This window comes from Streptomyces sp. NPDC057654 (genome assembly GCF_042800135.1).
In the GTDB taxonomy this organism is placed as follows: domain Bacteria; phylum Actinomycetota; class Actinomycetes; order Streptomycetales; family Streptomycetaceae; genus Streptomyces.
Window position 1 is genome coordinate 1 of the sequence record NZ_JBHVHQ010000842.1, and the last position, 3759, is coordinate 3759.

Sequence of the window (3759 nt, forward strand, 5' to 3'; positions counted from 1 at the left end):
GCGCTGGAGCGCTACGGCTACCGTGTCACCTCCGCCGGTGACGGACTGACAGGTCTCGAACTGTTCCGGCAAGGCGGACACGATCTGCTGCTGCTGGACATCATGCTGCCGGAACTCGACGGCATCGGACTGTGCCGCCGGATCAGGGAGACCAGCACGGCCCCGATCCTGATGATGTCGGCCCGCGGCGACACACCGGACATCGTGTCCGGCCTGGAATCGGGCGCCGACGACTACGTCGTCAAGCCGGTCGACACCGCCGTGCTGGTGGCCCGCATTCGATCCCTGCTGCGCCGTGCCACGTTCGCGCCGGCCGCGGCGGCAGCGGAGCCCGGCACCGCGATGGCGGTGCCGGGCGAATCCATGGTCCCCCTGCCGGAGAGCCCGTCCCGTCCTGACAGGGACGCCCGACTCGTCTTCGGGGACCTGGCCGTCGATACGGCCGGCCTGGAGGTGTTCGTCGGCGGCGAGCCGGTCGCGCTGGCCCCCACCGAACTCCGGCTGCTGCTGGAATTCGTCGCCCACCCGGGCATCGTCCTGGACCGGCAGGCCCTGCTGCGCAACGTGTGGGACTACGGCTGGGACGGCGACAGCCGCGTGGTCGACCTGTGCGTGCAGCGGCTGCGGAAGAAGATCGGAGCCGGGCGCATCGAGACGGTCCGGGGCTTCGGCTACAAGTTGAAGAGCTGAGGAGTTGAGATGGGAGCCCGGCGATCCCTGCTCAACTGGCGCTCGCTGCGCTGGAAGATCGCCCTCCTGGTAACCGTGGCGTGCTGCGGCATCGCGCTGACGGTCGGGCTGCTGGTGCACCGCAGTACGTACGCATGGTCCATGAACGACGGGAAGGCCAAGGCGCGCGACGCCCTGGACGCCGCCCTTGCGGGCAGAGGCGGGGCGCGCCTGGTGGGTCCCGAGGACATGCCGGCGGCTCTGGTGCGAACGGTCCGGGAGAACGGGGACGGCCACCTGTACGACGAGAGCCACGAGTACCAGGCGCGGATGTGGTTCGGTGAACGGACGCCCGATGGCCTGGTGGCGACCTCGATCGACATGGGCCCCGACCAGCTCAGCCGCCGCGCCCTGGACCGGCACATGTGGAAATACTCGCTGGTCGCGCTGGCCGTCATCGTTCCGCTGTCCGCCCTCGCCGCCGAACTCCCCAACCGGCGACTGCGGCGGGTGGCGCGCACCGCCCGGCGCATCACCTCCGGCGACCTGGCCGCCCGAACCGGGACGGGCGGCCGGGGGAAGGGCGACGAGATCACCGAAATCTCGGCCACCGTCGACTCGATGGCCGACAGCCTTCAGGACCGCCTGCGCAGCGAACAGCGCTTCACCGCCGACGTCGCCCACGAACTGCGCACCCCGTTGATGGGCCTCGTCACCTCCGCCGAACTGATCCCCGAGAGCGAGGCCACCGATCTCGTCAGAGGCCGGGTACGAGTGCTGCGCACCCTCGTCGAAGACCTGCTGGAAATCTCCCGCCTCGACGCCGGCGCCGAACACGCCGACCTGCGGCCCATCGCCCTCCCGGACATGGTCCGGGACTCACTCGCCCGCACCGGCCTCGAAGCGCGCCTTACGGCCGACACCGCGCCGCCCGCCGTGGTGGAAACAGACCCCCGCCGTCTCGACCGCATCCTCGCCAACCTGATCGTCAACGCTCACCGACACGGCGCCGCCCCGGTAGAGATCACCGTCGAGGGCACGACGGTTGTCGTCCGCGACCACGGCCCCGGTTTTCCCGACGCCCTTCTCGCCGAGGGGCCGCAGCGCTTCCGCACCGGAGCAGCCGAACGCGGGCGCGGCCACGGCCTCGGCCTCACCATTGCCTCCGGCCAGGCCAAGGTCATTGGCGCGACTTTGGTCTTCTCGAACGCCGCTGGCGGCGGGGCCGTCGCCATGATTTGGCTGCCGCCGGTCGGCTGACGCCGGTGACCCGCCGCTAACTGGGGGTGTCGTACAGCCCTGCCTTGGCGGCGCGTATGAAGGTGCGGAGGCTGGCGGGGGTGGTGGTGAGGACGATGTCGGGGGCGTCGCTTTCGCGGAGCTTGATGACGTTGGGGATCTCGGCGGCTGCGTTCAGACAGTTGGCACCTTGAGCGCTGTACGAGGATGTTTGCCAGTCGCCGGGAGCCTCGGCGACATAGAGGCAGTTGGCTCCTTCCTGGCTGTAGGAGGACTTTTGCCAGACGTGGGTCGGCACTATTGCTTCCCTTCAGAGACTCTGGGCGATGCTGCGGATCAGATCGCGGGATGCCTCTGGTTTGAGCGCGTAGCTTTCGAGGCGGTCCAGCACACTCCGGTATTTCACGAGGTGGGCTTCCGCGTCGAGTAGTTCGTTGCCGTGGTCAGTGTCGAGGTGGACCGTATCGAGTTGGGGTACCGAGCCGCCGAAATAGACAATGGGCTGGCCAGAACCGTGGAGAGTGCCGGCGCCGAACGGGATCACCATGACCGTGACGTTCTCCCGCTCTCCCATCTCGATGAGGTGCTGAAGCTGGCCCCGAGTTACGTCCGAGCCACCAAATCCCATATGCAGAGCTGCCTCATGGACGATCGCCGTCAACGGGGTCGGATTGTCCCCGTCGAGAATTCCCTGCCGCCTGATCCGGAACGAGAGCCGGTGTTCCACGGCGTGCGGTGGAAGCTGTGGGACCGTCGAGTCGAAGAGCACGCGCGCGTGGTCCCTGGTCTGGAGTAGTCCAGGCATGTGAACCATGGTCGCGATGCGCACATGTGTGGCGTGGTGTTCGAGTTCGGCGAGGTCGAGGAGCCCGGCGGGGAGGACCTCCCGCTCTTGGTCCCACCACCCTCGATACTGACGTCCAGTCAGTTCCGTCAGTGCCGCGACGTATTCGGCGTCCGCGCAGTTGTACAGGGCGGCCAGTTCCCGGACCCGGTTCGCGCTCACCGCATAGCGGCCCGATTCCATGGTGCTGATCCGCGACTGGTTGGCACCGGCGAGCGCGCCCGCCTGGGTGGCTGACAGGTCCACGCGCTCGCGGAGTCTGCGCAACTCCGCACCCAAGCGCCGCTGTCGAACAGTCGGTGGACGGTTGGTCGGGGCCATGGTGGTCCCTCTCTGCCTCGGGCGAGATGTGTTGGCGTCACCCTAATGGAGGGTGTTGAGACTCATCGCGGCAAATCTCGATATTCATCTCAAGGTTCACGCTACGGTGTGACCCGAGCCACTTCGGCTGGCGCGGCCGTGCCGTGCGTGCACAACTGCGCCCTGGTCCAAATCCCCCTCCTGACGGGAGACTTCCATGGCCAAAACACCCCCACAGCAGCCCGCGTTCAATCCCTTGACGCTCGATCAGGAACTCTGCGCACTCGCACTAGTTGACGCACCACGCATCTTCGCCATCGTCCAGGAGTGGGACACGGACACGGAGGACCCGGACGGGGAAGTCGTCGCCTGGGGGCTGGCCTACGAGGACGGGCGCGTCCACGTAGTCAGTGCTGGGGGTCGTACGCAGTACAGGCTCAACTCGCCCGAGCGGGCGGTCCACTGGTTCGGCCGGGAGTCCGGGGTAACGGCTCGCATCGTGTGGTTCGCACCCCCGGCGAACCCGGCGTTCGAGCGAGCCGAGGCGGCGTAATGCGGGGCGGGCCGGGGTGACCCGCACGGGAGTGCCCCGGCCCGCCCTGCTGTGCCGTTGGCTGCTGCCGCGTGGGGCGGTATTCGGCTCGGTCGACTGCCGGTTTCGTCTCGGACCCTCCGGGTCCACGGCGCCGGCAGCGGGAGGGAGGGGG

5 protein-coding genes are annotated in these 3759 nt (G+C 68.3%); 3 read left to right on the top strand and 2 right to left on the bottom strand.

All coding sequences use genetic code 11. The annotated features are described in order from the left end of the window. Both ACFU99_RS36925 and ACFU99_RS36930 read left to right on the top strand, forming a co-directional pair. On the top strand, window positions 1-690 hold a 690-nt coding region (locus ACFU99_RS36925; RefSeq protein ID WP_384401015.1), incomplete at its 5' end, for a response regulator transcription factor. Between the two features lie 9 nt (window positions 691-699). Then, window positions 700-1929 carry a sensor histidine kinase gene (locus ACFU99_RS36930; protein WP_384401018.1) on the top strand — a complete coding sequence of 410 codons (1230 nt, stop codon included), beginning with the start codon at window positions 700-702 and terminating at the stop codon, window positions 1927-1929. A 16-nt stretch (window positions 1930-1945) separates the two neighbouring features. Here ACFU99_RS36930 and ACFU99_RS36935 read toward each other — a convergent pair whose 3' ends face one another. Further along, complete coding sequence (locus ACFU99_RS36935) at window positions 1946-2206, bottom strand: DUF397 domain-containing protein (RefSeq protein ID WP_384401021.1); 261 nt, start codon at window positions 2204-2206, stop codon at window positions 1946-1948. Between the two features lie 12 nt (window positions 2207-2218). Continuing rightward, complete coding sequence (locus tag ACFU99_RS36940) at window positions 2219-3073, bottom strand: helix-turn-helix domain-containing protein (protein WP_384401024.1); 855 nt, start codon at window positions 3071-3073, stop codon at window positions 2219-2221. Window positions 3074-3269: 196 nt separating this feature from the next. Here ACFU99_RS36940 and ACFU99_RS36945 point away from each other — a divergent pair, with 196 nt between their 5' ends. After that, window positions 3270-3605, top strand: a complete 336-nt coding sequence (locus ACFU99_RS36945) for a hypothetical protein (protein WP_384401026.1) — start codon at window positions 3270-3272, stop codon at window positions 3603-3605. Window positions 3606-3759 lie beyond the last annotated feature (154 nt).